Source organism: Amedibacillus sp. YH-ame10, from assembly GCF_053848885.1.
The window spans coordinates 11825-32927 of sequence record NZ_JBSPFA010000031.1; the positions used below are offsets into that span (position 1 = coordinate 11825).

A 21103-nucleotide genomic window follows, 5' to 3' on the forward strand; every position below is an offset into this window, starting at 1 on the left:
GTTCTCCCTTTCATCTTTCTTTTACCGTTTCTTAATAGGATGACGAATGACTGTTTTTAGGTTTTCAGGTTTGCATTTACGAGGATCACATAGGTATATTTCATGATGCATACGTTTTTGTCCTGTTGCCATTTTGGAATGAAAATCCAAAGCGTATCCTTGTTCTTCTATATAGGAATGCATTTTCTCTACACTTGCTGGTTCATCATCATAAGAACCCTTATGCATGATTTGTACACAAAGACCTTCCTCTACTTCCATATAGGTAGTGTTGGATACATCCACTTCTGGATGTTTTTCATGATAGGATGTACATGCCCAATCAAATACCTCTTTGTTTACAAATTCAGGAAGACGAATCATGGATATCCAAGAGAATTTATCCTTATGTAAAAAATTAGGCATTTCATAACCATCCATCCACCAAAAACCTTCTAGTGGAGGTACTACATAATCAAAGTATCCATCGAGTGGTTGTTTTGATAATTTGCTCATCTTAATGGTAAAACTTATCCCATAAAGAATTTGCAGTGCATGTTGATATTCGCCACCTTCTTCATTAGGATTGCCTTTTCCTTTTACCGTTACATAGGACATTCTAGGTACTTCAATGATCATAGGTGTGGTCTTGGGAAGATATAAATCTTTGTATGCTTTTTTGTAATCTAACTTTTCCATAATATCCCTTCTTTCATAGAAATCATAGCATATGAAATATGCCATATGTATGTCATATTACTCTAAAAATAGATAATAGTTGTAATACTTTCAAAAACGCGATAAAATAAGACTGCTAAAAGTGAGGTATAAGATGATGTTACATAAACAATTTTTTACTTCCGAATCAGTTACGGAAGGACATCCAGATAAAATTTGTGATCAGATTAGTGATGCAGTATTAGATGCGATACTGGCACAAGATCCAACAGCACGTGTAGCGTGTGAAACTTGTTGTACAACAGGTATGGTTATGATTATGGGAGAAATCTCAACAAATTGTTATGTGGATATAGCAAGTATCGCAAGAAATGTAGTACTTGATATAGGATACGATCGTGCAAAATATGGATTTGATGGGACAACCTGTTCTGTATTAACATCCATCGATGAACAATCCAAAGATATCGCATTAGGTGTTGACCATTCATTTGAATCGAAAGCAGGTGGAGAAGATAACAATGGTGCAGGTGATCAAGGAATGATGTTTGGATATGCTTGTGATGAAACTCCAGAGTATATGCCATTACCGATTTCTTTAGCACATCGTTTATCAAAACAATTAACAAAAGTGCGTAAAGATGGTACGTTAGATTATTTACGTCCAGATGGAAAAACACAGGTTACGATTGAATATGACAATGGAGAACCAAAACGTGTAGATGCTATTGTTATTTCTACACAACATTCAGAAACAGTAGAGTTAGATACCATTCGTGAAGATCTAAAGAAACATGTTATCGATGTGATTGTAGATGTGAACTTAATGGATGAAGATACAAAAATCTTTATCAATCCAACAGGTCGCTTTGTAATTGGTGGACCTCAAGGAGATAGTGGACTAACAGGGCGTAAAATCATTGTAGATACGTATGGTGGAATGGCGCGTCATGGAGGAGGAGCTTTCTCTGGAAAAGACCCAACGAAAGTTGATCGTAGTGCAGCGTATGCAGCTCGTTATGTAGCAAAAAACATTGTTGCGGCAGGACTTGCGAAAAAATGCGAAGTACAACTTGCGTATGCGATTGGAGTTGCGCAACCAGTAAGCTTACTTGTAGATACATTTGGTACAGGAAAATTAGAAGATGACGCAATTGCGGAAATCGTTCGTAAAGAATTTGACTTAAGACCAACAGCAATTATCAAAGAATTGGATTTACGTAAACCAATTTATCGTCAATTAGCATCTTATGGCCATTTTGGTAGAGATGATTTGAATGTAAAATGGGAAAGTGTAGAACCAGCAGAAAGATTGAAAAAATATTTATAATCCTGTGAAATTTGCAGGATTTTTTTATTTTTATTATTGGTTGATCATGTATAATCCAATGCCTGTTGACAATACTATCATTAGTAAAGGAGTGTCTATATGAAAGCAACAGGAATCGTACGAAGACTTGATGATTTGGGAAGGTTGGTAATTCCCAAGGAAATTCGAAAACAATACCGTTTAAAAGAGGGAGACTCTATTGAATTCTTTATAGATAACGATAAGATTGTAATACAGAAATTTGATATGATGTCACGACATATGGAAGAAATCAATATCATGTGTGAGACATTAACCGCAATCTATCAAAACACAGTGCTTTTCATTCAAGAAGAGTGGTTAGAGCGATATGATCGTAAAATACGTGAAGAATTTATAGAGTTAACACATATTCATAGAATGAGAATGTTTGAAAAAGAAGTTGTATTTCAAGATAGTGAGGAAGCATCAAAAGGGATTATATATCCAATTACTGCATATGGAGACTGGTATGGTGCTTTTGTGGTAGTTTATGATAAAAAGGATTTAGAAAAAGAAGAACTCTATGCATTAGAAGCGTTTGTACAACTTTTATCTCGCCAACAACAACAATAAATGGTAAACTTATTGGTAGAGGTGAACATCATGCGTTTAGATAAATATTTAAAAACAGCACGTATACTGAAAAGAAGAACAGTATCAAAAGAACTCGCGGATAATGAACGAGTTTACGTGAATGATAAAATCGCAAAACCATCTACCGATGTAAAGATAGGAGATATCATTAAAGTAATATTTGGGTATCGAGAACTTACGGTTCGTGTATTGATGTTGTCAAAGCAAGTGAATAAAAATGATGCGGCTTTGATGTTTGAAGTGATAGAAGAAAAATTGATAAAAAAAGATACAGTAGAAATTCTCTAATGTATCTTTTTTTATCAAAACATTTTGATAATAGATAAAATCGAAAATAGCATGATAATTACACCGCTGATACGCAAATACTTTCTACTTTTGTGAATACCGCCTTTCACAAGTAAAGATTTATGCGCATATGGATGAATAAAAACAAAAAATCCTAACAAAAGAAACAATCCGCGAGTTACATAGTTATCATATGCACGTAATCCAAGTGGACCAGAAAGCAATATATATGCCAACATCAAGGTAAACCATATCATAGCAATAGAAGCAGTATTTAAATATTTAGCTTTATCAAAATAGCGAAGAGTTTCATCCTTACATTCCTGTGAACAGAAATGCAATTCTATATTATCATACTTGATAATCATAGAATCTAGGTTAGTATCTTTTTGACAACAAAAACAACTCATTTTATCACACCTTTTTTCTTAGGATAACATACAATATTCTAAAAATGGAAAAACATAGAAATTATTTATATTTTTTTAAGAAGTTACTTTCAGATATAATTAAACCAAAAATGGTTAATGATGCTCCTATCCAAGTGATATAGGTCACATTCTCTCTTAAAATTAGAAATGATGTAACAATGGTAACCACTGGTACTAAATAGATATAAATGCTAGTTTTTAAAGCGCCTAATGTTCTCACAGCGAAATTCCAAGTGACAAAGCATGTCGCAGAGGCACCTAATCCAAGATAGATAAAATTAAAAGTATTCGTGATATTAAAAAAGGCATCTATATTTGGTGAAAAATCCAAGAAGAACAATGCAGGAATAATACAGATAAGTCCATACGTAAAGATTCTTCTAGTCATTGGTATGGTAGCATATTCATACGTGCTTAATTTCTTTGTGAGTAAGGAGTAACATGCCCATACAAAGGAAGCACCCAATGCAAGTAAATCACCCGTTATATCAAAATGCAAACTGGAACCATTGAAACTAATAATACAAATACCAGCCATGGCACAAAGAAACCCTATAAAGAAATTAGCATGTAAGGATTTATCCGTAGGAAAAAAGATTCTAGATAGAATTGCGGTGAAGAATGGTGCGATGGAAATAATGACTCCAATATTCGATGCGAGAGTATAGGTAAGGGCAATGTTTTCCATTAAAAAATATAAACAAATACCACAAAGTCCTGCTAAGAAAAATAAAAGTTCTTGCTTCTTATCTTTGACATGTAGAAGGCGTGGATAAGCAATCCATAGGGCAATAAACCCAATGACAAAACGAATAAACAAGATTTCAACAGGAGTGAAATCGCTTAGTAATACTTTTGTTGAAATAAAGGTTGTACCCCATAGCACAATGGTGAAAAAGGCCGCAATATGACCTGTTGTTGATTGTTTCATAAATTGTTCTCCTTGTCTTGGTGGAAGATGTTACGATAGGCTCCAGGAGATATACCAAGAAATGTACGAAAGAAATTTGTAAAATGACTTTGATCAAAAAAGCCAGATGCACTAGATGCCTCTAAGACACTAGCACCCTTTTCTAAAAGCTCTTTTGCCTTATTTACACGGATAACTTCTAAATATCGATAGGGTGTAATCCCTTTTTCTTTTGTAAATGCACGTAATAAGGTAGAAGAACTCATAGAACTAAGATCACATAGTTGTTTTAAGCGAATCTGTTCACGATAATGAAGTTGCATATAGTCACATACAACTGCGAGTTCTTGACTATGATTTTCTTCATGATAGGTATAAGGGGAGCTGTTCTTATCAAGTAATTCTGTAATTAGGAACAACAAGGTTTCTTCTTTTTCAAATTCTTTGCTGTTTTCTACAATCATGCGATGTACATTATGTAGGTACGTAGCGATTTCTTCATCTTTCAGTACATTTTTATGGAATTGAGGAAGACGATCTACGCCACTGATATCTTTTGCGATAGAACGCATGGTTTCTTTTGGTATATTCAACGCTCGATAATCTAGTAATTCATTATCCAAAGGTGCGCAGTCATGATTTTCTCCTGGATTGAAGATAATAATATCCTGTGCCACCAGATGATATTCTACGTTTTTACAAAGGAGACGACGTTGTCCATGCTCGATAAAACCAATCACATAGTATTCATGGAAATGGTTCGGAAAAGGTTGCATGATACCTTTAAATTGATAGGCTTCTAATTGCAAATCCTCATCATAATAAAATTCACGACTTTCAGTTTTCATATAGGCACTCCTTTTGAGTATTATTTTACTACAAAAGTACTCAAAAGACTTGTATAAAATCGTCAGGAATATGCTTGACGCAATAAGTTAACTATGGTAAACTTCTCGTGTGTTAAGTTAGACTAAACTAACTAAGGAGTTATTATGATTGATAAAAGATTACTAAAAGAAATGCCAGAAGCAAAAAAATACGTAGTAAGACAGGTTGCTATGCAATGGATTTCCCTATTGTGTAACATTGGATTTGTCATGCTTATTGCATGGGTACTTGTTTGTCTATTTGATAATGCAATACAGATTCAACAATTATGGTTTGTGGTAGGTGGATCTATCGTATTGTTAACGATTCGCATGTATTGTACGAAGAAAGCAAGTGACTATGCACATCTTGCCTCATCGCAAGTAAAAGATCATCTTCGTAAACGTTTATATGAAAAATTACTTTCTATGAAAAATGCTTATCAAGACTATATTTCAACAAGTGAACTTGTGCAGTTAAATGTAGAAGGTGTTGATCAACTAGAAACTTATTTTGGGCGATATCTTCCTCAATTTTTCTATAGTATGCTAGCACCAATTACTTTGTTTTTAGTTTTGGTATGGATGGATGTACAAAGCTCTCTTGTATTATTAATATGTGTTCCACTTATTCCTCTTTCTATTATCGCTGTTCAAAAATTTGCGAAAAAACTATTATCGAAGTACTGGAAAAGTTATACAACTCTTGGAAATAGTTTTTTGGAGAATTTACAAGGTTTGACCACATTAAAAATTTATCAAGCAGACGAATATAAAAATGTGAAAATGAATGAAGAAGCAGAAAATTTCCGCAAGATAACAATGAAAGTCTTAACGATGCAACTCAATTCTGTTAGTGTTATGGACCTCATTGCATATGGAGGTGCAGCGATTGGAAGCATTGTTGCAATCCTTGGTTTTACCAATGGCAGAGTAAGTTTATTTGCTGTACTTTGTATTATTTTGTTATCTTCAGAATTCTTTATCCCGTTGCGACTTTTAGGTTCCTTCTTCCATATCGCAATGAACGGTATTGCGGCAAGCTCTAAAATATTTAAAATTTTAGATATGCCAATTGAAGAAGAAGGTAAAGAATGGTTTAACGAACAAGAAATTGATATATCTTTTCAAAACTTAAACTTCTCTTATGATTCAAAACGCCAAATTTTACATGATATTACACTGAACGTGCAACCAAAACAGTTTATAGGAATTGTTGGAGAAAGTGGCTCAGGTAAGAGTACCATTGCGAAGATATTAACTGGTTTTACTAGTACCTATGAAGGCTCTATCACCATGCAGGGTATCGAACGTAAACATATGAATGATAAAAGCTTTTATGATCGAGTGCTATATGTAACACACAAACCAATGATTTTTAAAGGAAGTGTAAAAGAGAACTTGTGTATCGCAAAAGAAAATGCAAGCGATGAAGAATGTTGGGAAGTTCTTAAGAAAACCTGTTTAAAGGAATTTATTATTGAACAAGGTGGATTACATATGCAACTATTAGAGAATGGTTCTAATCTTTCTGGAGGACAAAAACAACGCTTATCTATAGCACGTGCACTTTTGGCAGATCGTGAAATTTATATTTTTGATGAAGCCACTAGTAACATTGATGTAGAGAGTGAAGAAGCAATCTTACAAGTTATACTACAACTAGCTAAATCCAAAACGATTCTTATGATTACCCATCGTTTACATAATATCGAACAAAGTGATCAAATCTATGTACTTGATCAAGGACATTGTGTAGAACATGGTACTCATATAGAGTTGATGAAACATCATCATAAATATTATGAAATGTATACAACACAATCGCAATTAGAACAAATGGAAGGAGATGTTGCATATGCGTAAAGATAGTAATCTAAGGATTATGTTGAAGATGTCTTACCTTGTAAAACCACTTGTCTTTCCTATGTTTGTGGCAGTGGTACTAGGCGTCGTTGGGTTTCTATGCGCTATATTTATACCATATTTTTGTGCCTTGTTAATTAGTCATATTGCCATTCGTGCGAATAATTTTCCCATCCAAGTATTCTTTGTGATGTTGGTAGTACTTGCTGTTTTAAGAGGAGTTCTACACTATGGAGAACAGGCATGTAATCATTATATCGCCTTTAAATTATTAGCCCTTATACGAGATAAAGTATTTAAAACACTAAGACGTTTAGCTCCAGCAAAATTAGAAGGAAGAGATGCAGGAGATTTAATCTATCTTATCACAAGTGATATTGAGGCATTAGAAGTATTTTATGCACATACCATCTCTCCAATATTGATTGCGATTATAACCTCCATCATTCTATTATTTCAATTCTATAGTATGCATCCAATATTTCTTATCATTGCTCTTGTCGCTTATATATTTACAGGGGTCTGTATTCCTTATGTAATAACTAGAATAGGAAAAGAAGATGGAAAAATAGCAAAAGAATCCTTTGGAGATATGAGCAGTTATACATTAGAATCTCTTCGTAATCTACAAGATATTTTACAATACAAAAACGGAGATATACGCCTATCCCAAATGCAACAAAAAAGTGCGCGTGTCAATGAACACCAGAAAAAGCTAAAGGAACACGAGGGAACAAGTTCTTCACTAGGAACCTTTGCGGTAATGATATTCTCTCTTGTTATGTTTGTGAGCGGAAGTATACTGTACATCCAAGGAAGTGTATCCTTTACAACCGTATGTATGTCTACGGTATTGATGTTATCAAGTTTTGGTCCAGTATTAGCTCTATCTTCTTTATCAAATCACTTACTACTTACTATGGCAAGTGCTAGAAGAGTATTGGGACTATTAAGTGAAAAAGAAAGCGTAGAAGATATTCAGGGGAAAGAAGAAACAGTTTTTGAAGACCTTTGTGTGGATGGTGTCCACTTTGCATATGAAGATGAAAAGATTCTACAAGATATCAACTATGAATTTAAAAAAGGTGAAATCACAGGGATATTAGGAAAGAGTGGTAGTGGGAAAAGTACTCTTTTGAAATTAATGATGCGTTTCTTCCACAACGATGAAGGTACGATTAAAATTGGAGATAAATCCCTCCAACAAATAAACACAACCAACCTACGTGATATGCAAAGTTATGTAACACAAGATACCGTGTTATTTCAAGATACCATATTCAATAACGTACATATCGCAAACTTACAGGCTTCAATAATCGATGTTGAAAAGGCATGTAAACAAGCAAATATCCATGATTTCATTATGTCTTTACCCAAAGACTACGCTACTCCAGTATCGGAATTAGGAGATTCCTTATCCGGAGGAGAAAAACAAAGAATTGCATTGGCTCGTGCGTTCTTACACAACGCAAACTGTATCTTACTTGATGAACCAACAAGTAACTTAGATGCATTAAATGAGGCTATGATTTTAAGAAGTCTTCAACAACAAAAAGATAAAACCATTGTATTAGTATCTCATCGACCAGGTACTTTAAAAATCGCAAACAGAATTTTATCTTTGGAGAATGGACGTGACTGTTAAAGTACAACAGAAGCGTGCACAAGAAAAAGAAACCATTGAGTATATGATTGCCTACTATTGTCATAAAAAGCATAAACAAAAAACCCTCTGTGAAGAATGCAATACTTTACTAGAATATGCCAAACAACGCATCGATTATTGTCCTTTTATGGAAAGTAAAACATTTTGTTCCAATTGTAGTGTACACTGTTATCAAAAGGAAAGGCGTATACAAATACGTAATGTAATGCGTTTCTCAGGTCCAAGAATGTTATTTCATAAACCAATCATGGCATTACGCCATGTCTACTATGAAAGAAAGGAGAGAAAATGAGACTTTTATATTTTATAATCGCGTGTGTCTTTATGTTATTAGGAATGATTGGAGTCATTCTACCCGTATTACCTACTACACCTTTTCTTCTCGTATCCGCGTATTGTTTTGCGAAAAGCTCAGAAAGATTCCATCAATGGTTTATCCATACTTCATTATATCGAAACCATTTAGAGTCTTTTGTGAATCATCGAGAAATGACAAAGAAAACAAAAGTACGATTATTGTCATTTGCTAGCACGATGATTTTATTAGCCATGTATTTTATGGATTCTATACATTTAAGAATATTTCTATTTGTACTTATGGTTTTTAAATATTACTATTTTATATTTAGAATTAAGACAATATCCTAGGAGCGATGATAGCTCCTTTTTCTATGCTGTAGGAAAGTACCATTTTTATTTCAAATAAATTGTGATACTATAGTACATGAAATGAGGGGATAGTATGGCTTTAATTTTACTTGTAGAAGATGATATGAGTATTCATCAAATGATGAAAGAATATTTAGAAAAACAAAGAGAAGAATGTTTGAGTGCTTTTTCTGGTACAGAAGCTTTATTACAATTACAACTACATACACCAGATGTAGTTATTTTAGATTTAATGTTACCAGGAATGAATGGAGAAGATTTAATTGTTAAGATAAAAGAGCAGTATTCCAACTTACCTGTTATTATTGTTTCTGCGAAAAGCAATTTAAGTGATAAAGTAGAACTATTAAACAAAGGTGCGGATGACTATGTGTGCAAACCCTTTGCATTAGAAGAACTATATGCTCGTATACAAGTACAATTACGAAAAACAACCACACGTCCTTCCAATGAACTTACCTATAAGCACATCAAGTTGATGAACGATCAAAGAACACTTAAAGTAAACGATACAGATATTATTCTTACAAAACATGAATATCGAATAATGGAATTATTAATGTCCCATCCACATCAAGGATTTACAAAAAAAGAAATCTATGAATATGCATGGGAGGATTTTTATGCGGCAGATGATAAAACCATTCACGTGCATATTAGTAATATACGCAACAAATGCAAAGAAGATATCATCGAAACAATATGGGGTATCGGATTTAAGTTAAAATCATAATCTTTAAACTTTCTTTACCTTTTCTTTGCTGTTTCTAAAAGCTTAAGAGGTAAACTATGGTTGTAAGAAAGGAATGAGAGTATGGTAGAAAATATTATTGAATGTAACCAACTTAGTAAAGTTTATAAGAAACAAAGAGCTTTGGATTCTTTAAACTTAAATATTGCGAAGGGGGAAATATTCGGACTTATTGGACAAAATGGTGCAGGTAAGTCTACAATGATGAAATTATTAGCTGGTTTGATTCATCCAAGTGAGGGAACCTTTAAATTATTTGGAAAAGATCCTATAGAGGATCCATATATTTATCGAAGAATCGGAACCTTAATTGAACAACCTGGTTTATATGGAAATATGACAGGAATTCAAAACATGCATATCAAGGCATTAGCAATGGGATGCGACAATGAAGAAGAATTAAGTGCATTGATGCAAATTTGTGGATTGGACGCAAAGTTAAAAAAGAAAGTTAAATCTTATTCATTAGGAATGAAACAACGTTTAGGACTTGCGTTATCTATGATTGGAGACCCAGAGCTCTTGATACTTGATGAACCAGTGAATGGATTAGATCCACAAGGGATTACAGATATTCGTAATGCAATCTTACGCGTCAATCAAGAACGCAATGTAACAATACTATTAAGTTCTCACATTTTAGAAGAACTTAGTAAAATTGCGACATCTTATGGCATCATAAAAGACGGTGTCTTGATTCAACAAATGAGTCGTGAAGAATTGGATCAAAGCTGTAAAGATTATTGTTTACTACAAGTTCATGATGTGAAAAAGGCAGCTGTTGTCTTAGAAGAAACATGCCACATTAAAGAATTCAAAACAATCGATCAAAATTGTATCCATATATATGAACAAGTAGATACAAGTGAAGTAAATGAAATATTAGTAAAACATGGAGTTCGTGTGTCAGAAATTATGATGCATAAGCAAAATTTAGAAGCTTACTTCCTAAGTATTACAGGAGGTGAATCTCATGTGGAATAATTTAAAGAGTGATTTGTATAGAACCTTTCATATGAAAGCATTCTATGTAACGTTGATTTTAGCGGTAGCTGCGTTTATGATGATATTAGGTGAATTTGGTTTACAAAGCAATACTCCATTTGCAACTTTTCATAGAGGAAAAGATACCTTTGTACAGTTTCTATATTACACACCCAAATCAATGATGTATTCTTTACTAGTATTGATTTTTGTAGGAATTTTCTCTACCGATGAGTATAACTGTGGGTATGTAAAAAATACGTATCCATTACAATCTCATAAATCTACATTAGCGATAGCTCGTTATTTCTATTGTGTCATCATATGTACGATATTTCTAATAGCGATCCTTGTAGGAACTTGTTTATTACAGATAATTATTCCTATTTCTATGGGTAGTTTCAATCTCTTAGATTATCTTCCATTTGCGATAGTGCAAGTGTTGACAATGGCTGCGGCATCCTCATTCTCGATGTTGTTGTCAAATATCACAAAGAGTAAAGTGCTTGTAATCTTATATTCCATTGGATATGGAATGATGTTCTATATGACTGCTTGTATGCTGTTAAATTTTATGTTCCACGATATGAGTGCTATGGAATGGACCATGTATGTATTATCCTCAAAATTACCTTATACTTTCCAAATAGAAGCCTATCGAGACGCAATTCTTGTGTTGATTGGGAATACATTGTTGTATAATGGAATCAGTTATTTAATACTTAAAAAACAAGACATTTAAAAAGGAAGGAGGTAAATCTATGGCATATCTTGTGTTAATTTTAACCGTGCTATTATTTATCTCCCTATTTCTATATTTACAACTTCGTAAGGAAGTAAAAGAAGTCGCAAAACAATTACGCTATACAAGAGATGAAAAAAGTTCGTTTCATTTCTTTACCACCTCTTCTGATCGTTATATGAAAGAGATTATTGAAGAAGTAAATATCATACGTGAAGAAAATCAAAAGAATAAGTGTGGTTTTTTAGATAGTGAACGTAAGAGTGAAGAGATGATTGCGAATATATCACATGATATTAGGACACCTTTAACATCTATTCAAGGCTATGTAGAAATGATGCAAACTAGCAATGACGTTACAGAAAGAGAACGATACTATCAAATTGTTACCAATCGCCTACATGATTTAGAAACTATGCTAGATGAATTCTTCGTGTATACCAAATTGATAAATATGCATGAAGATTTGATTATGGAAGAAAAAGCAATCTATCCTATTCTTTGTAAATCATTATTGAATTATATCGACCTATTGAAGGCGAATGAATTAGAACCAGAAGTTATTTGTGAAGATGAAAGTATTTGTACACTTGTACATGAGGAATCTTTACAAAGAATTTGTATGAATTTAATTATTAACACGATTCGTTATGGGAAGGCTCCTTATCGAATAGAGCTTAAAAGAAAAGAAGATGAAATAGAACTTGTTTTTAATAATACATGTATACGTGGAGAAGAGATAGATACGCAACACATGTTTGACCGCTTTTATAAAGGCAACCAAGCACGAACACAGAAGGGAAGTGGCTTGGGGTTAGCCATTGTATCTGAACTGACACAACGAATGAATGGAAGTTGTGAAGCATCCTATAAAGAGGATGTATTGAGCATTACCATTCATCTTCCCATACACCATGAGTAGAAAGAGAGGATTTCAAAGTTTTCTCTTTTTTTCGCTCACTTATGAAAAGGATTCTTTATCTAGTACAATTGCATGGAAATACGTTCTAATGAGTCTTGTCGAATCATAAAGTATAGTGTAAAAAAGGAGGTATTTATATGGAAGAAAATACAGTGAATCCACTTCGATTCGAAACGAATCCGTACCATAATGTAGTAATAAAAGATCGTAAGGTGATGGAATTAACAGGTGTAAAACAAATCGATAGTTTTGATGCGAATGAATTTTTATTAGAGACAGCACAAGGATGGATGTTGATTCAAGGGAAAGACTTAAAACTTGGTAAGTTGGATACTGATCGAGGAGATGTTGTCATCAATGGCGTTATTGAAGCCTTGTCTTATGTATCAAATAAAAAGGGGAATGGAAAGGAATCCATGATGTCTAAAATCTTTAAATAATGTTGTTGCCAGTACAGATACAATCTATCTTATACCACTTTATGATGGGATGGATGTATGGATTGGGATTTAGTTTTCTTGTTACGTTCATTAAGTATCTGCGCTTTCCACTCATCAAAGGATTTTTAGAAATCCTTTATCATGTTCTTTTCACATTCCTTATGTTTTATGGCTTATATAACATCAACGGTGGTATCACTAATCTTTATTTAGTCGTTATCTTTATGATTGGAGTACTTATATATTATGCTTTCTATTTGCATGTCTTTATGGGCTTATTCTCAAGTATGAAAAAAATTTTGCGTCCATTTCTTAAGAAACTCAGGGTTGTAAAACAGAAAATACTTGCTATAATAAGAGTACCAAAGAAGAAAATGCAAAGGAGGAGAGCAAATGTCAGAAAACGAAAACTTGAAACGCACGACCACAAAAAAAAGACGCAAGAAACGTCCATTGAAAACAGCGTTTAGTGTATTTGTAATATTTATTGCTTGCTTCCTAATTTATACAGCAGCACAAGATGTATTAATGACTATCAAGTTAAGAAAAGAAATTTCTGCATCACAAGAAATGGTAGACGAATTAGAAAGCCAAAAGGCTTCTTTGACAAAAGAAAAAGCGAATCTAGAAAATCCGGATTATGTAAAACGATTTGTTAGAGGTAGATATTTAGTTAGTAAACCAGGTGAACAAGTATTTATTTTACCATCAAAAAATGATAAAGACGGTGAAGAATAAGCAGCCATTTGGCTGCTTTTTACATGCTCTTCTTTAGGATGTGTTCTCTGTGGTATTGTAAGAATAAACGCCTATTCTTTGTAAGATAGATTTCGTTCAATCGATAATTCTTATGTATGACAAAGGATGTTTCTAGATTGTTCATATTAAGTAGTTCTTCACTGATGATAATGTACCCACGATCATCAAAAGAAATATAGCCTTGGTCAAATAAGTAATCATGATTACGACATAACAATAAACCATTGTTATGGTCGATAGCTTCAAAGATGTGAGCACAATCTCTAAAAGGTTTTATATGCGAAGCGATTAACATATGAGCAATGGATATATTGCATATAGGACATGCATGATCAAACTCATGGAAAAGGGTATCTTTATAGAAAGATTGTAGTGCTTTTGTTTCATCACGATCATGAGGAATACCCTTTCTAGGAATAATACTTAAGATAACATGCTTTGCCTCATAATCAATCATCTTTGCATTTGTGTTTTTATAATCAATACGTAAATCTTCATGTGCTACGATAGTCGATGTGTAAAGTGCGGTAAGTGTTACAGAGACAAGTGGTGGTTCTTCATTACGGTACTCTTCTACTATATCTTGTATGCCTCTCATTAGTTTTGGATGGAAGCGAATTTGATCTTGTTCATATTCAAAAAGGGAAGTCTGTGTCATAAATTGAAAGCTTTCATGATCAATATAACGAAGAACTTCATCTCGATTTATGAACTTATTCTCTTTTGCTTGCATTTGATAAAATGAGAAAATTTGTTCATCATGAATAAAGGATTCAAAGATCGACAATGCCTCTAATCCAGAATTTTGATTACTCTTAGCATATACAGTCGCGGCTGGGGATAAATCAATTCCATTACTAGAATCTTTAAGTAGTTTTTTCTGTTTGAGAAAATCTAATATTTGTTTTATCTCCTCCATCTTCATAGAGAAGTACTCATTTGCTAGTGCATCATATACTTTAACAGCCGCATCCTTATAGGCGATTCCCTGTATTTCAATCGCATCTAATATGGAAAGAATTTTCTTGAATTGTAACTTTCTCATGCCTTCACCACTTTCTATACTTTTATTATACACGAATTTTTGATTTTTTATTGAATCAGTCAAATTCTGCGTGCATTCGACAAAACAAAACATTTACAATGTAGGCAATAAAAGGAGAGTGTAAAATGAAAGGACCAGGAATTAAAGATTACTTACAAGTAATTGAGACGTTAAAAAAAGATGCAAAGAAAGATGGTAAAGCATTTGTTGAGGTAAACTCAAAGGAGTTACATGCCAGTGTATCTCCAAATCATGCAACGATGCCAACATGTTGCCAAGCAATTTACAAATTGATGTTGGATGGAGATGAAATATTACGTAAACCTAAAGGGAATACAGGGTTTGGTTCCCATTTAACTGTTCGTTTTTACATAGAGCAAATGGAAGGCAGAGAAAGAATGTTCCCAAATAAAAAAAGAGGTAGACCTGCAAAGAGTGAAGAAGAAAAATTAGCCGCAAGAAGAGCTAAGATGAAGCGCAATACAGAAGATTTATCAAATCTTATCAAATCTTGGTTGGCAGAACATGGTTGGGAATATATTGAAAATAAAGAAGTCATTGATGCTCATAATGAAAATCAAAGATGGGTAATCAATGTACAAGGAATAAGAAGAGGAAGAAAGCAAACACTACCAGTGAAGTTAAGTGAAGTCATCAAACATATCGATGACACAAAGACACACTATAGTCTTGCGTTCAATGATTCTTTAGCCTATCGTAGACAATGGAATGAGATTCCAGAAGCTGTGAAAAGCAGTTTGAATATGAGTGTAATATTAGCTGATAAAAAGGGTAATATTGTAGAATTATAAAAAGATGAAAAAGGATGATACCAATGTAGAAATAGGTGTTATTCTTTTTTTATCGAAAAAGGATTTCAACTAGACAATGAACCTTTCGAGTATGTGCGAATACACTGATAAAGGGGAGTTGGTAGAATGTTTCAGTCTTTGTTGTTGGTAATTGCTTTAAGTATTGATAGCTTTTTAGCATCATTAGCCTATGGTACAGAAAACATACGTATTCCTTTACGTTCCGCTATTTTAATTGCGAGTATCGGTGTATTATTTTTAGGAATTTCTTTATATACAGCAACATTTATTCAATTGTTTATTCCAAAAGATGTGTGTAAATGGATATCTTTTACGATTTTTTTTATAGTTGGAATGGGTTCTATATTTCAAGGAACAATCAAACGATTTTTAAGGAAATCAAAACAAAAACAACTCACATTTGCATATAGTGGAATTTCTTTTGTAATTGATGTTTATTTGGATGAAACAAAGGCCGATGTCGATCATAGTAAATACTTATCTTTGAAAGAGGCTATCTATTTAGCAATCGCTTTATCCATTGATTCCTTAGGAAGTGGGTTTGCCTTAGGGGTTAGTATTCATAATCCAATACCAGTTTTAATCATAAGTTTTTGTGTAGGAGTTTTAGCGGTACTTGGAGGTTCTTTATGTGGAGAGCATTTTATTTCTAAAGCAGATTATGACTTCTCTTGGGTGAGTGGGATTTTGTTTATTTTCCTAGGTTTTAGCAGGATTTTATAAGGGATAAGGTGAATGCTTATAAGCTAAACGAAGTATAGGATATGTTGTAATATGATGTTATACGATATCGACTTGGTTTTTGTTTGTAAGAAAATTTATTTTATTTTGTGTGTTGACAAAGCGCTTACACTTGTGTATTATAGGAATTGTTAAAAGACATGTAACTGGTAATGCAGGCAGGATCTTACAATATATTCAAACGAAGGTTTATACCTTATTTTGGATTTTGTAATGTCCTGCCTTTTTTGTGATATTGGCCAATCAGTGATACCGAAACGTGTAAGAGAGGAGAATCGTTATGGATTTTAAAAAAAGTGCTTCTGAAATACTAAATTGTATAGGAGGAGAAGCAAACATCGTCAACTTGGAACATTGTTCAACAAGACTTCGCTTTAGTTTGGTAGATAAAGAAAAAGTAAATGAAGCAGAATTAAAAAAGATACCTGGAGTAATGGGTGTAATTATGAATGCTCAGGTACAGATTGTAATTGGAAATTCAGTTATTGAAATGTATGATGAATTAATAAAAATTTGTAATCCAAAAGGAGTAAGTAGTGCAACATCAGAAAAGAAGAAAATAGGAATGCTAGTACTTGAATTCGTCGTTGGTATTTTCCAACCTCTTGTTCCTGCAATTGCGGGCGCTGGGGTATTAAAATCTTTATTGATTTTATTATCAACATTTGGAATTGTATCTGCAACAGACGGATTATATGTAATATTAGCTTCTATTAGTGATGCGACATTCTATTTCTTGCCATTAATGGTGGCAGTAACAACTGCATCAAAAATGAATGCGAATAAATTGGTTGCGCTTGTTGCAGTGGGCGTGTTACTACTTCCTGCCAATGTAGCACTATTACAAGAGAACTTCACAATACTTGGGATTACCGTTAAAAATGTAGCCTATAACTCACAAGTATTTCCTGCAATTCTTGTTGTATTATTCTTAAGTTTTATGGAAAAAGGCTTAAACAAAGTTTCCCCTAAAGCAATTCGTGTATTCTTTGTACCTATGGTTGCATTAGCAATTACAATTCCAGTTGCGTTCTTATTGTTAGGCCCACTTGGTTATACACTTGGTGAATACTTAACAACAGCGATTTTATTCTTATACGATAAATTAGGGTTCTTAGGAATTGCTCTTCTATCTGGTATCCTTCCATTTATGATTGCGACAGGAATGCACAAGGCAATGGTTCCATATGCAGTTTCTACATATGGAAAACTAGGATATGAAATGATGTATTTACCTGCATCTTTGGCACACAATATCTCTGAATCAGGTGCTTGTTTTGCAGTAGCAATTAAAGCAAAAGACAAACAAACAAAATCTGTAGCAGCTTCTGCTGGTATATCTGCTCTTATGGGGATTACAGAACCTTCATTATATGGTGTTACACTTCTAAATAAAAAAGTCTTATATAGTGTAGTAATTAGTAGTTTTATCACTGGTGGATTTGTAGGTTTGATGGCATTAAAGAGTTTTGTTATTGCTGGACCTGGTTTAGCAAATATTACAATGTTTATCGACCCAGATAACAGTATGAATTTAATCTATGGTATTGCGGGGTTTGGTATTGCACTTGTTCTTTCCTTTGTATGTACATTGATCCTTTGGAAAGAAGAAACAACAGAACAAACGAGTGTTATGAATGATCAAGAAGAATCTGTAATTATGAGTCCTTTAAAGGGAGTTGCGATTTCTTTAAGTGAAGTTAAAGATGAAATGTTTTCAAATAAAGCTTTAGGTGATGGTGTAGCCATCATTCCTGAAATTGGTGAACTAAGAGCACCTGCAGATGGTGTAATAAAAATGGTATTCGAAACAAAACATGCGATAGGAATGGAAACAACAAATGGTACAGAATTATTATTCCATGTAGGTATTGATACAGTAGAATTAAATGGAAAATGTTTTGAAGCTCATGTGACTTCTGGAGATCATGTAAAACGCGGTGATTTATTATTATCATTTGATATAGAAGAAATAAAAAAACTAGGTTATGATGTGACAACTCCTGTGATTGTAACAAATACAACAGATTATGAAGTAGTTCATGGAGAAGTTGGAGTTTTAAATGAACAAAGTGTCTTGATGAAATCAGAAAGGAAAATAGCTTAATATGAAGAAATTTCCAGATGGATTTTTATGGGGTGGTGCTACAGCAGCAAACCAGTTTGAAGGTGGTTGGAATGAAGGTGGAAAAGGATGGAGTGTATCAGATTGTGCCAGAGCGAAGTTTGATGTAAGTGTACAAAACTACGATAAGCATAATGAAATACATACAAGTGATATTGAAGAAGCATTGGCACATCCAGAAGATATTACAAACTATCCAAAACGTCATGGGAGTGATTTTTATCACCGTTATAAAGAAGATATTGCTTTGATGGCAGAGATGGGATTTAAAGTGTTCCGTATGTCAATCGCGTGGAGTAGAATCTTTCCAAATGGTGATGATCAAGAACCTAATGAAGCAGGACTGCAGTTTTATGATGATGTATTTGATGAACTGCATAAGTATGGAATTGAACCTTTAGTAACCATGTCTCACTATGAACCACCATTAAACTTAGTTTTAAACTATGATGGATGGTATTCTAGAGAAGTAGTATCGTTTTTTGAACGATATGTTAAGGTTATTTGTGAGCGATATAAGAACAAAGTAAAGTACTGGTTAACATTTAATGAAATTGATAGTATCATTCGTCATCCTTATACAACAGGAGGTTTGATTGAAGATCGTTTCCCAAATAAAAACTTCGAGGAAGTATGTTATCAAGCAATGCATCATCAATTTGTCGCAAGTGCATTAGCTACGAAAATATGTCATGAAATTATTCCTGATTCTAAGGTAGGCTGTATGATTACAAAATTATCTTACTATCCTATGACTTGTAAACCTGAAGATATTTTGAAGGCACAACAAAAAATGCGTAATATTTACGCATACTCTGATACACAAGTATTTGGAGAATATCCATCTTATCTATTAAGTTATTATAAAAATCATGACATTCATATTCATAAAGAAGAAAATGATGATAAAATTATGAGAGAGTATCCTGTTGATTTCGTTTCTTTTAGTTACTATATGTCTAGTTGTGTGGCAGATGATGAAACGGGTATGGAAACAACAGCAGGGAATACCGTTATGGGATTAAAAAATCCATATTTGAAATCCAGTGATTGGGGATGGCAAATAGATCCAATTGGACTTCGTATCTCTATGGTAGAACTATATGATCGTTATCGTAAACCATTGTTCATAGTAGAAAATGGTTTAGGTGCAAAAGATGAATTGATGGATGGAAAGGTACATGATGAATATCGTATTGATTACTATCGCCAACATTTCAAAAGCATGCTTGATGGAATTGTAGAAGACGGTGTAGAGTTAATGGGATATACTTCTTGGGCTTGTATCGATTTGATTAGTGAATCCACAAAACAGATTTCAAAACGTTATGGGTTTGTTTATGTAGATATTGACGATAATGGAAATGGAAGTTATGATCGTTATCGTAAGGATTCCTTCTATTGGTATAAGAACGTAATTGAAAATAATCATCTAAATTTTGAATGAACGGAGGTGAGTGCATGATTAAAATTAAAAAGGTATTAAATTCTAGCGTTGTCTTAGCGGAAGATGCAAATAACAAAGAATTTATCCTTTTAGGAAAAGGGATTGGTTATAATCGCAAACAAGGTGAAGAAATAAAAGAGGATCATGCACAATATCAACAGTTCATTCCTGTTAGCAATACAAAGTCTTTACAGATTGCGGAAATGCTAGGTTCTATTACTGAGGAAGTGTTAGAAGTTACAAGTGAAGTAATTCAGCTAGCAAAGAAAGAATTATCAACTAGTTTCAATGATAACTTATACTTTTTGATGGCGGACCACTTGAACTTTGCAATCGAGCGTTTTCAAAAGAATATGGTGATTACAAATCGATTAAGTTGGGAAATACAAAACTTTTATCCGAAAGAATATCAAGTCGCCTTAGAATGTTTGAATTATATAAATGAAAGATTAAAGATCAGTTTATCAGAAGATGAGGCTGTGAATATTGCCTTTCATCTTGTAAATGCACAAGCTACGAACAATCCAGAGTACGATAGTGCACGCTATTCAAAATTGATTGGCGATATTGTAAGTCTTGTACGCTATTCTTTGAATAAAGACTTTCATAAAGATAGTATTCATTATTTGCGTTTTGTAACACATATACGCTTCTTCGTAGAACGTTTCTTTACGGATAAAATGTTAGAAGATACAGAACATAACTTCTATATGAATCAAAAGAATGTATACCATAAAGAAGCAGAGGTTGCGAATAAAATTAAAAACTTCTTATATGATAAATATCAGATGTTGATAACGGATGAAGAAATGTCATTTCTAATCATCCATATCAATCGATTGATGAGAGAATAGAAAAGAGCAGGTTATTGACTAACCTGCTCTATATTTTCTATTAGGAACTTGCATAATTTAAGTGGAAATGAGAGAAAACGAAAAAAACATGACGAAAAGGCTCTAAGAAGAGCCAAAGAAGGACACGACAAGTTTTTACTTTTGATTCTCTAGAAAATC

General features: G+C 33.3%; 24 protein-coding genes. 19 read left to right on the forward strand and 5 right to left on the reverse strand.

Going from position 1 to position 21103, the window contains the following annotated elements; translation table 11 throughout:
* Positions 1-21: 21 nt before the first annotated feature.
* On the reverse strand, positions 22-678 hold the full coding sequence (locus ACWG42_RS12240; RefSeq protein ID WP_455792714.1) for a GyrI-like domain-containing protein: 657 nt from the start codon (positions 676-678) through the stop codon (positions 22-24).
* A 136-nt stretch (positions 679-814) separates the two neighbouring features.
* Here ACWG42_RS12240 and metK point away from each other — a divergent pair, with 136 nt between their 5' ends.
* The 3 genes from metK (at position 815) to ACWG42_RS12255 (ending at position 2890) form a co-directional block, all read left to right on the forward strand.
* Positions 815-1987 (forward strand): methionine adenosyltransferase, encoded by a 1173-nt coding sequence (metK, locus tag ACWG42_RS12245; RefSeq protein WP_455792752.1) that lies wholly within the window; start codon positions 815-817, stop codon positions 1985-1987.
* A 99-nt stretch (positions 1988-2086) separates the two neighbouring features.
* On the forward strand, positions 2087-2581 hold the full coding sequence (locus ACWG42_RS12250; protein WP_455792715.1) for an AbrB/MazE/SpoVT family DNA-binding domain-containing protein: 495 nt from the start codon (positions 2087-2089) through the stop codon (positions 2579-2581).
* A gap of 30 nt (positions 2582-2611) precedes the next feature.
* The gene (locus ACWG42_RS12255) at positions 2612-2890 is read left to right on the forward strand and encodes an RNA-binding S4 domain-containing protein (RefSeq protein WP_455792717.1); all 279 of its coding nucleotides are present in this window, start codon (positions 2612-2614) and stop codon (positions 2888-2890) included.
* 14 nt (positions 2891-2904) lie between these two features.
* Here ACWG42_RS12255 and ACWG42_RS12260 read toward each other — a convergent pair whose 3' ends face one another.
* The 3 genes from ACWG42_RS12260 to ACWG42_RS12270 form a co-directional block, all read right to left on the reverse strand.
* A complete protein-coding gene (locus tag ACWG42_RS12260; RefSeq protein WP_455792719.1) occupies positions 2905-3258 on the reverse strand; it encodes a hypothetical protein in 354 nt (117 codons plus the stop codon).
* Positions 3259-3361: 103 nt separating this feature from the next.
* Complete coding sequence (locus ACWG42_RS12265) at positions 3362-4252, reverse strand: DMT family transporter (protein WP_455792721.1); 891 nt, start codon at positions 4250-4252, stop codon at positions 3362-3364.
* Positions 4249-5079 (reverse strand): AraC family transcriptional regulator, encoded by an 831-nt coding sequence (locus ACWG42_RS12270; protein WP_455792723.1) that lies wholly within the window; start codon positions 5077-5079, stop codon positions 4249-4251. The genes ACWG42_RS12265 and ACWG42_RS12270 overlap by 4 nt, the downstream gene beginning before the upstream one ends.
* A 144-nt stretch (positions 5080-5223) precedes the next feature.
* Here ACWG42_RS12270 and ACWG42_RS12275 point away from each other — a divergent pair, with 144 nt between their 5' ends.
* The 11 genes from ACWG42_RS12275 (at position 5224) to ACWG42_RS12325 (ending at position 13878) form a co-directional block, all read left to right on the forward strand.
* Positions 5224-6963 carry an ABC transporter ATP-binding protein/permease gene (locus tag ACWG42_RS12275; RefSeq protein ID WP_455792725.1) on the forward strand — a complete coding sequence of 580 codons (1740 nt, stop codon included), beginning with the start codon at positions 5224-5226 and terminating at the stop codon, positions 6961-6963.
* Positions 6956-8611 (forward strand): amino acid ABC transporter ATP-binding/permease protein, encoded by a 1656-nt coding sequence (locus ACWG42_RS12280; RefSeq protein ID WP_455792726.1) that lies wholly within the window; start codon positions 6956-6958, stop codon positions 8609-8611. Before ACWG42_RS12275 ends, ACWG42_RS12280 begins: the two co-directional genes overlap by 8 nt.
* Positions 8595-8924 (forward strand): nitrous oxide-stimulated promoter family protein, encoded by a 330-nt coding sequence (locus tag ACWG42_RS12285; protein WP_455792728.1) that lies wholly within the window; start codon positions 8595-8597, stop codon positions 8922-8924. The genes ACWG42_RS12280 and ACWG42_RS12285 overlap by 17 nt, the downstream gene beginning before the upstream one ends.
* Positions 8921-9280 carry a YbaN family protein gene (locus ACWG42_RS12290; RefSeq protein WP_455792729.1) on the forward strand — a complete coding sequence of 120 codons (360 nt, stop codon included), beginning with the start codon at positions 8921-8923 and terminating at the stop codon, positions 9278-9280. Before ACWG42_RS12285 ends, ACWG42_RS12290 begins: the two co-directional genes overlap by 4 nt.
* A gap of 94 nt (positions 9281-9374) precedes the next feature.
* A complete protein-coding gene (locus ACWG42_RS12295; RefSeq protein ID WP_455792730.1) occupies positions 9375-10034 on the forward strand; it encodes a response regulator transcription factor in 660 nt (219 codons plus the stop codon).
* 81 nt (positions 10035-10115) lie between these two features.
* Positions 10116-11036 carry an ABC transporter ATP-binding protein gene (locus ACWG42_RS12300; RefSeq protein ID WP_455792732.1) on the forward strand — a complete coding sequence of 307 codons (921 nt, stop codon included), beginning with the start codon at positions 10116-10118 and terminating at the stop codon, positions 11034-11036.
* The gene (locus ACWG42_RS12305; RefSeq protein WP_455792734.1) at positions 11026-11778 is read left to right on the forward strand and encodes a hypothetical protein; all 753 of its coding nucleotides are present in this window, start codon (positions 11026-11028) and stop codon (positions 11776-11778) included. The genes ACWG42_RS12300 and ACWG42_RS12305 overlap by 11 nt, the downstream gene beginning before the upstream one ends.
* 19 nt (positions 11779-11797) lie before the next feature.
* Entirely contained in the window at positions 11798-12700 is a 903-nt protein-coding gene (locus ACWG42_RS12310; protein WP_455792735.1) for a sensor histidine kinase, read from the forward strand.
* A gap of 137 nt (positions 12701-12837) precedes the next feature.
* On the forward strand, positions 12838-13140 hold the full coding sequence (gene yabP, locus ACWG42_RS12315) for a sporulation protein YabP (protein ID WP_455792737.1): 303 nt from the start codon (positions 12838-12840) through the stop codon (positions 13138-13140).
* Complete coding sequence (gene yabQ, locus ACWG42_RS12320; RefSeq protein WP_455792739.1) at positions 13140-13610, forward strand: spore cortex biosynthesis protein YabQ; 471 nt, start codon at positions 13140-13142, stop codon at positions 13608-13610. The genes yabP and yabQ overlap by 1 nt, the downstream gene beginning before the upstream one ends.
* Positions 13534-13878 carry an FtsB family cell division protein gene (locus tag ACWG42_RS12325; protein ID WP_455792741.1) on the forward strand — a complete coding sequence of 115 codons (345 nt, stop codon included), beginning with the start codon at positions 13534-13536 and terminating at the stop codon, positions 13876-13878. Before yabQ ends, ACWG42_RS12325 begins: the two co-directional genes overlap by 77 nt.
* A 19-nt stretch (positions 13879-13897) precedes the next feature.
* Here the strand turns inward: ACWG42_RS12325 and ACWG42_RS12330 are convergent, their stop codons facing one another.
* The gene (locus ACWG42_RS12330; protein WP_455792742.1) at positions 13898-14944 is read right to left on the reverse strand and encodes an HNH endonuclease; all 1047 of its coding nucleotides are present in this window, start codon (positions 14942-14944) and stop codon (positions 13898-13900) included.
* A gap of 125 nt (positions 14945-15069) precedes the next feature.
* Between ACWG42_RS12330 and ACWG42_RS12335 the strand changes: the two genes are divergently transcribed.
* From ACWG42_RS12335 to ACWG42_RS12355, 5 genes are all read left to right on the forward strand, one after another.
* A complete protein-coding gene (locus ACWG42_RS12335; protein ID WP_455792743.1) occupies positions 15070-15756 on the forward strand; it encodes an AT hook domain-containing protein in 687 nt (228 codons plus the stop codon).
* Between the two features lie 126 nt (positions 15757-15882).
* Complete coding sequence (locus tag ACWG42_RS12340; protein WP_455792745.1) at positions 15883-16500, forward strand: manganese efflux pump; 618 nt, start codon at positions 15883-15885, stop codon at positions 16498-16500.
* Between the two features lie 298 nt (positions 16501-16798).
* Positions 16799-18625, forward strand: a complete 1827-nt coding sequence (locus tag ACWG42_RS12345) for a beta-glucoside-specific PTS transporter subunit IIABC (protein WP_455792747.1) — start codon at positions 16799-16801, stop codon at positions 18623-18625.
* A 1-nt stretch (position 18626) separates the two neighbouring features.
* Positions 18627-20090: a glycoside hydrolase family 1 protein gene (locus ACWG42_RS12350; protein WP_455792749.1), complete on the forward strand. Its 1464-nt coding sequence runs from the start codon at positions 18627-18629 to the stop codon at positions 20088-20090.
* Between the two features lie 14 nt (positions 20091-20104).
* Positions 20105-20944: a PRD domain-containing protein gene (locus ACWG42_RS12355; protein ID WP_455792750.1), complete on the forward strand. Its 840-nt coding sequence runs from the start codon at positions 20105-20107 to the stop codon at positions 20942-20944.
* Positions 20945-21103: the final 159 nt, after the last annotated feature.

What these genes read in the sequence shown, in the direction of transcription:
- ACWG42_RS12340 (WP_455792745.1), top strand. Translation starts at nt 15,883, where the DNA reads ATGTTTCAGTCTTTGTTGTTGGTAATTGCTTTAAGTATTGATAGCTTT.
- ACWG42_RS12310 (WP_455792735.1), top strand. Translation starts at nt 11,798, where the DNA reads ATGGCATATCTTGTGTTAATTTTAACCGTGCTATTATTTATCTCCCTA.
- ACWG42_RS12305 (WP_455792734.1), top strand. Translation starts at nt 11,026, where the DNA reads ATGTGGAATAATTTAAAGAGTGATTTGTATAGAACCTTTCATATGAAA.
- ACWG42_RS12335 (WP_455792743.1), top strand. Translation starts at nt 15,070, where the DNA reads ATGAAAGGACCAGGAATTAAAGATTACTTACAAGTAATTGAGACGTTA.
- ACWG42_RS12250 (WP_455792715.1), top strand. Translation starts at nt 2,087, where the DNA reads ATGAAAGCAACAGGAATCGTACGAAGACTTGATGATTTGGGAAGGTTG.
- ACWG42_RS12285 (WP_455792728.1), top strand. Translation starts at nt 8,595, where the DNA reads ATGGACGTGACTGTTAAAGTACAACAGAAGCGTGCACAAGAAAAAGAA.
- ACWG42_RS12345 (WP_455792747.1), top strand. Translation starts at nt 16,799, where the DNA reads ATGGATTTTAAAAAAAGTGCTTCTGAAATACTAAATTGTATAGGAGGA.
- ACWG42_RS12325 (WP_455792741.1), top strand. Translation starts at nt 13,534, where the DNA reads ATGTCAGAAAACGAAAACTTGAAACGCACGACCACAAAAAAAAGACGC.
- ACWG42_RS12260 (WP_455792719.1), bottom strand. Translation starts at nt 3,258, where the DNA reads ATGATTATCAAGTATGATAATATAGAATTGCATTTCTGTTCACAGGAA.
- ACWG42_RS12290 (WP_455792729.1), top strand. Translation starts at nt 8,921, where the DNA reads ATGAGACTTTTATATTTTATAATCGCGTGTGTCTTTATGTTATTAGGA.
- ACWG42_RS12255 (WP_455792717.1), top strand. Translation starts at nt 2,612, where the DNA reads ATGCGTTTAGATAAATATTTAAAAACAGCACGTATACTGAAAAGAAGA.
- ACWG42_RS12295 (WP_455792730.1), top strand. Translation starts at nt 9,375, where the DNA reads ATGGCTTTAATTTTACTTGTAGAAGATGATATGAGTATTCATCAAATG.
- ACWG42_RS12280 (WP_455792726.1), top strand. Translation starts at nt 6,956, where the DNA reads ATGCGTAAAGATAGTAATCTAAGGATTATGTTGAAGATGTCTTACCTT.
- ACWG42_RS12300 (WP_455792732.1), top strand. Translation starts at nt 10,116, where the DNA reads ATGGTAGAAAATATTATTGAATGTAACCAACTTAGTAAAGTTTATAAG.
- metK (WP_455792752.1), top strand. Translation starts at nt 815, where the DNA reads ATGTTACATAAACAATTTTTTACTTCCGAATCAGTTACGGAAGGACAT.
- ACWG42_RS12275 (WP_455792725.1), top strand. Translation starts at nt 5,224, where the DNA reads ATGATTGATAAAAGATTACTAAAAGAAATGCCAGAAGCAAAAAAATAC.
- ACWG42_RS12350 (WP_455792749.1), top strand. Translation starts at nt 18,627, where the DNA reads ATGAAGAAATTTCCAGATGGATTTTTATGGGGTGGTGCTACAGCAGCA.
- ACWG42_RS12240 (WP_455792714.1), bottom strand. Translation starts at nt 678, where the DNA reads ATGGAAAAGTTAGATTACAAAAAAGCATACAAAGATTTATATCTTCCC.
- ACWG42_RS12265 (WP_455792721.1), bottom strand. Translation starts at nt 4,252, where the DNA reads ATGAAACAATCAACAACAGGTCATATTGCGGCCTTTTTCACCATTGTG.
- yabP (WP_455792737.1), top strand. Translation starts at nt 12,838, where the DNA reads ATGGAAGAAAATACAGTGAATCCACTTCGATTCGAAACGAATCCGTAC.
- ACWG42_RS12330 (WP_455792742.1), bottom strand. Translation starts at nt 14,944, where the DNA reads ATGAGAAAGTTACAATTCAAGAAAATTCTTTCCATATTAGATGCGATT.
- yabQ (WP_455792739.1), top strand. Translation starts at nt 13,140, where the DNA reads ATGTTGTTGCCAGTACAGATACAATCTATCTTATACCACTTTATGATG.
- ACWG42_RS12355 (WP_455792750.1), top strand. Translation starts at nt 20,105, where the DNA reads ATGATTAAAATTAAAAAGGTATTAAATTCTAGCGTTGTCTTAGCGGAA.
- ACWG42_RS12270 (WP_455792723.1), bottom strand. Translation starts at nt 5,079, where the DNA reads ATGAAAACTGAAAGTCGTGAATTTTATTATGATGAGGATTTGCAATTA.